This is a genomic window from Protofrankia sp. CiP3, from assembly GCF_917627345.1.
Classification (GTDB): domain Bacteria; phylum Actinomycetota; class Actinomycetes; order Frankiales; family Frankiaceae; genus Protofrankia.
The window spans coordinates 8,780-13,424 of record NZ_CAKJTM010000116.1; the positions used below are offsets into that span (position 1 = coordinate 8,780).

Sequence of the window (4,645 nt, forward strand, 5' to 3'; positions counted from 1 at the left end):
TGACGCCGCTCCCCTATTGCCGGGCGCTCTTAACCTCGGACGCTTGGGAGCACGGCTCAGCCCGTCACTGGAAAACCCGGCGTGACGCGGGCGGGCCTGCGCTTACCGGGGCATTGCTTACCGGGCCTGTGCCTACCGGGGCATTGCTTACCGAGGCATGGAGCGGTGCGCGCCGCGACCACCAGCCCCGCGGCACATCCGAGCGGGACCGTGGTCACCTGCGCAAGCCCCATCCCGCTCGGTGCATGTCGATCTCGAAGAGGGCCGCGCGCAAGATCAGGGCGCGCTACCAGCACCTCCACCCCGCCACGCGCCCCGCAAACCTCGCGAAACGCCGGTCTTGACCCTCCGCCCGTCCCACGACCCATCCCACGGACGATTACTCTTGGCGACCATCGTCGGAGATCGTGGCTGACTAGTCCGGTGTATATACCGCGCCTCCATCGAATGCCCGGCCCACCGCAACCAGAGCGACGGGTCCTCGGTGATCGCCGTGGATGCGTCGACGTCCGGGCTTTCGGGCACGTCGCCCCGGTGACCGCTGCTATCGAGGAGGGCGAGGCCGTTCCACAGGATCGCCCCCGACTGGGATGATCTGTGCTGGTACGGTTACCCGGACAGTTCGGGGAGGGACGCACGCGGGGGTGCCCGGTGGGGGAGCGGTACGACGTCTTCGTCTCCTACGGGCATGCGGACGAGGTGTGGGTGCGGGCGCTCGTGGAGAACCTGCACGCCGCCGAGCTGAGGGTGTTCTTCGACGACTGGGAGATCGCCCCGGGAGACCGGTGGGTCGAACGGTTGGAGGACGGTGTCGCCGGCTCGGTCGCGGCTGTGGTGGTGTGCAGCCCGGCATCGCTGGAACGGCCGTGGGTCCGGGATGAATACGAGGCCCTGCTGCGCCGCTCGAACGACGAGGGCCTGCGGCTGGTCCCGGTGGTCATCGGCGAGGTGGTGCTGCCGCCGTTCCTGGGTAACCGGCACTACGTCGACTTCCGCGGTACAGGGGGCGACGAGGCCGCCTACCGGGTGACGTTCGAGGCGTTGCTGCGGGGGCTGCGCGGGCAGCGCGGCCCCCGCCCGGCGGGGGAAGCACGTACGCCGGGCGGGCTGGTGGTGCCGGCCGGCGGCGGGTGGCGCCCGGAGGGGCCGCGGGAGGCCACCCTGCGCCTGAGTGCGGACGAGGTGGTGTTCGCCCCCGTAGGCGGGCAGGTGGCCCGGGGCCGCCCGGCCGGGGTGGACCACCGCTTGCGGGACGGGCTGTTCGAGTTGGTGCGGGCCAGGCGTCTGGCTCCGGCGGCCGTGGAAGCGGTAGAGCGCGTCGACCGGGCGGGCGGGGCGGCGGGGCACGCGGCGGGGTTGGCGGGCCGGCTGACCTCGGCCGGGGTGTTGTTGGGTGAACGGTTCCTGCCGGAGCCGGTCGCCGCGGCGGTGGCCGCCGAGGTCCAGGCAGCGGCCCGGTTGGGTGCCTCGCTGGAGCTGGCGGTGGAGGTCGACGACCCGGCGTTGGCCGACCTGCCATGGGAGACCCTGGTGGTACCGGGGATGGCGCACCCGCTGGTGCTGCACCCGCAGGTGCGGCTGTACCGGGCGGTGCCCGGCCTGGGGCCGACCCCGCTGCCGACGATCCCGGGGCCGCTGCGCATCCTGGCGGCCGTCGCCAGCCCGGAACGGGGCACGGGCTTGGACCTGCTGGACTACGAGCAGGAACTGGCCAAGATTCTGGATGCGGTCGAGGTCGCGCGGCAGGCGGGCCGGGCCTACGTGGAGGTGGTGACCTGGGGCAGCCTGGCCGAGATCCGCGCCGCGCTCGCCCGGCAGCGTTTCCACGTCCTGCATATCTCCTGCCACGCCCAGCCGGGCGCCTTGGTCCTGGAAACCGCCGACGGCCGGCCGGATCTGGTGGACGCGGCCCGGTTCGCCGACGAGGCGCTCCTGCCCGACCGGGGTGTGGGGCTGGTGGTGCTGGCCGGCTGTTCCACCGCCCAGGCCGGTGCCGGCGGGACAGGCGGCACCGGCGCCCAGGCCACCGGCGAGCAGGCGGCGGCCCAGGAGGACCAGGAACCCCCGGCCGCGGTGGCGGCATTGCCGGGGCTGGCCCGGGGGGTGCCGGCGGTGCTGGCGATGACCGCCAGCGTGACCGACCGGTATGCCACTGCCCTGGCCTCCCGGCTGTATGCGGAGCTGGCCGGCGGGCAGGTCGCCGACCCCCTGGCTGCCCTCGCCGCCGCCCGCCGGCAGCTGGAGGACGACCGCCGCCGGCTGCCGGAGGCCGACCCGGCCCGGGGGCTGGTGGAGTGGGCCACCCCGACCCTGCTGCTGCGCGGCCCGGCCCGGCCGCTGTACGACCCCAAACAGGCCTTCGCCGAGGTCCGCCCGTCGGGCGAGCCGGTGTTCGCCGAGGGGATGGTGGTGCGCCGGGTCGGGGCGTTCGTCGGCCGCCGCGGCGAGCTGCGGGGGCTGCTCGCCGCCCTGCGCAGCGGTACCACGCCCGGGGCGGTGGTCCGGGGGATCGGCGGGGTGGGTAAGTCCACGCTGGCCGCCCAGCTGGTCGCCGGGCTGGGCGAGCAGGCGGGCCTGGTTGTCTCCCTGGCCGGCCCCGCTACTCCCGACCTGATCCTGGACACCGCCGCCCGCCGGCTGCGCTCAGCCGCCCTGCGTCAACCCCCCGGCCTCCAGCAGCGGCTGCTGACCCTGGCGGGCATGGTCGGCGAGACATCGCTGCCGTGGGCGGAGCGGGTGGAACTGCTAGTCGAGCACCTGCTGCCCACCCTGCCGGTGCTGCTGCTGTTGGACAACTTCGAGGACAACCAGGCCAGTCCCGCCGGCGGCGACCCGGCCGAGGTCCGCGACCCGCACCTAGCCGCGTTCCTCACCCGCTGGACAGACCTGCACCGGCACGCCCGGCTGCTGGTGACCAGCCGCTACCCGCTGCACCTGCCCGGCGAGGCCCACCGGGGGCTGGCCGAGGTGCACCTGGGCCCGCTCAGCCTGGCCGAGGCCCGCAAACTCGTCTGGCGCCTGCCCGCCCTGGACAGGTTGACCCCCGCCGAGCTGCGCCGTGCGGTCGCCGACGTCGGCGGCCACCCCCGTGCCCTGGAATACCTCGACGCCCTGCTGGCCGGCGGGCGGGCCCGGTTCGCCGACGTCGACCGCCGGCTGCGCGCCGCCCTGGCCGAGCGGGCCGAGGTCGCCGACCCGGAGGCCTGGCTGGACGGCCGGGCCGGCGACCTCGACCGGGCCCTGGACGAGACCGTCACCCTGGCCGCGGCCGACGTGCTCCTCGATGCCCTGCTGGCGCGGGTGGAACAGGTGCCGCTGGCCGGGCGGCTGCTGCGCGGCGCGGCGGTCTACCGCCTCCCCGTCGACGACACCGGCCTGGCCTGGCAGGTCGGCGACATGGGCCAGCCGGTCGCCGACCCGGATCGGCAGGCCCGGCTGGCGGAGCTGTCCGCGCGCATCCGGCAGGCCCGCGCCGCCGACCCGCAGGCCGGCGTCGACGACATGGGCCTCTCGCCGGCCGACCGCGCCCAGCTCGACGCGGACCTGGCCGCTGAGCGCCGCCCACCGCTGGTCGTACCGGCCGGGCTGGATGCGGCCACCCGGCTGGTGGCCGACCTGGGCCTGCTCACCCCCGCCCCGCTGGCTGACGGTGGGGCGGGCATGGTGGTGCACCGGTGGACCGCCGCCGCCCTGGCCCGCACCACCGAACCGGCCGCCCTCGCCGAGGCCCACCGCCGCGCCGCCGCCTACTGGGCCTGGCGCGTCGAGGTCCTGCCCCAACCCCGCATCGACGACGTCGTCCACCTCCTCGAAGCCGCCCACCACCAGCTCGCCGCCGGCGACACCGACGCCGCCGCGTGGACCACCAACACCGCCTGGCGCCAGCTGCACACCTGGGGGGCCTACGACTGGGGCGAGCAGACCTGGCGTGAGCTGCTCCCCCACCTGCCCGGCCGCACCAAGGGGCTCTCCGTCGCCCACGCCAACCTCGCCATCCTGGCCCAGCTGCGAGGCGACTACCCGGCCGCCGAAACCCGCTACCAGCAGGCCCTGACCATCGACGAGGAGCTCGGTGACCGCGACGGCCTCGCCGCCACCTACAGCAATCTCGGCATCCTGGCGCAGCTGCGGGGGGACTACCCGGGCGCCGAGGCCCGCTACCAGCAGGCGTTGGCCATCGGCGAGGAGCTCGGTGACCGCGCCGGCCTCGCCACCACCTACGGAAACCTCTACACCAACCTCGGCGTCCTGGCGCGGCTGCGGGGGGACTACCCGGCCGCCGAGACCCGCCACCAGCAGGCGTTGGCCATCCGCGAGGAGCTCGGGGACCGCGCCGGCCTCGCCATCACCTCCACCAACCTCGGCCAGCTGGCGCGGCTGCGGGGGGACTACCCGGGCGCCGAGGCCCGCTACCAGCAGGCCCTGGCCATCTTCGAGGAGCTCGGTGACCGCGCCGGCCTCGCCCTCACGTACACCAGCCTCGGCGTCCTGGCGCGGCTGCGGGGGGACTACCCGGGCGCCGAGGCCCGCTACCAGCAGGCCCTGGCCATCTTCGAGGAGCTCGGTGACCGCGCCGGCCTCGCTACCACCTACGAAAACATCGGCAACCTGGCGCAGCTGCGGGGGGACTACCCGGGCGCCGAGG

The 4,645-nt window shown here is 75.2% G+C and carries 1 protein-coding gene; it reads left to right on the top strand.

Annotated features, from left to right (window positions below):
• Window positions 1-651 precede the first annotated feature (651 nt).
• The coding region (locus MJ797_RS23250; protein WP_239341217.1) for a tetratricopeptide repeat protein at window positions 652-4,645 on the top strand (3,994 nt) is incomplete at its 3' end.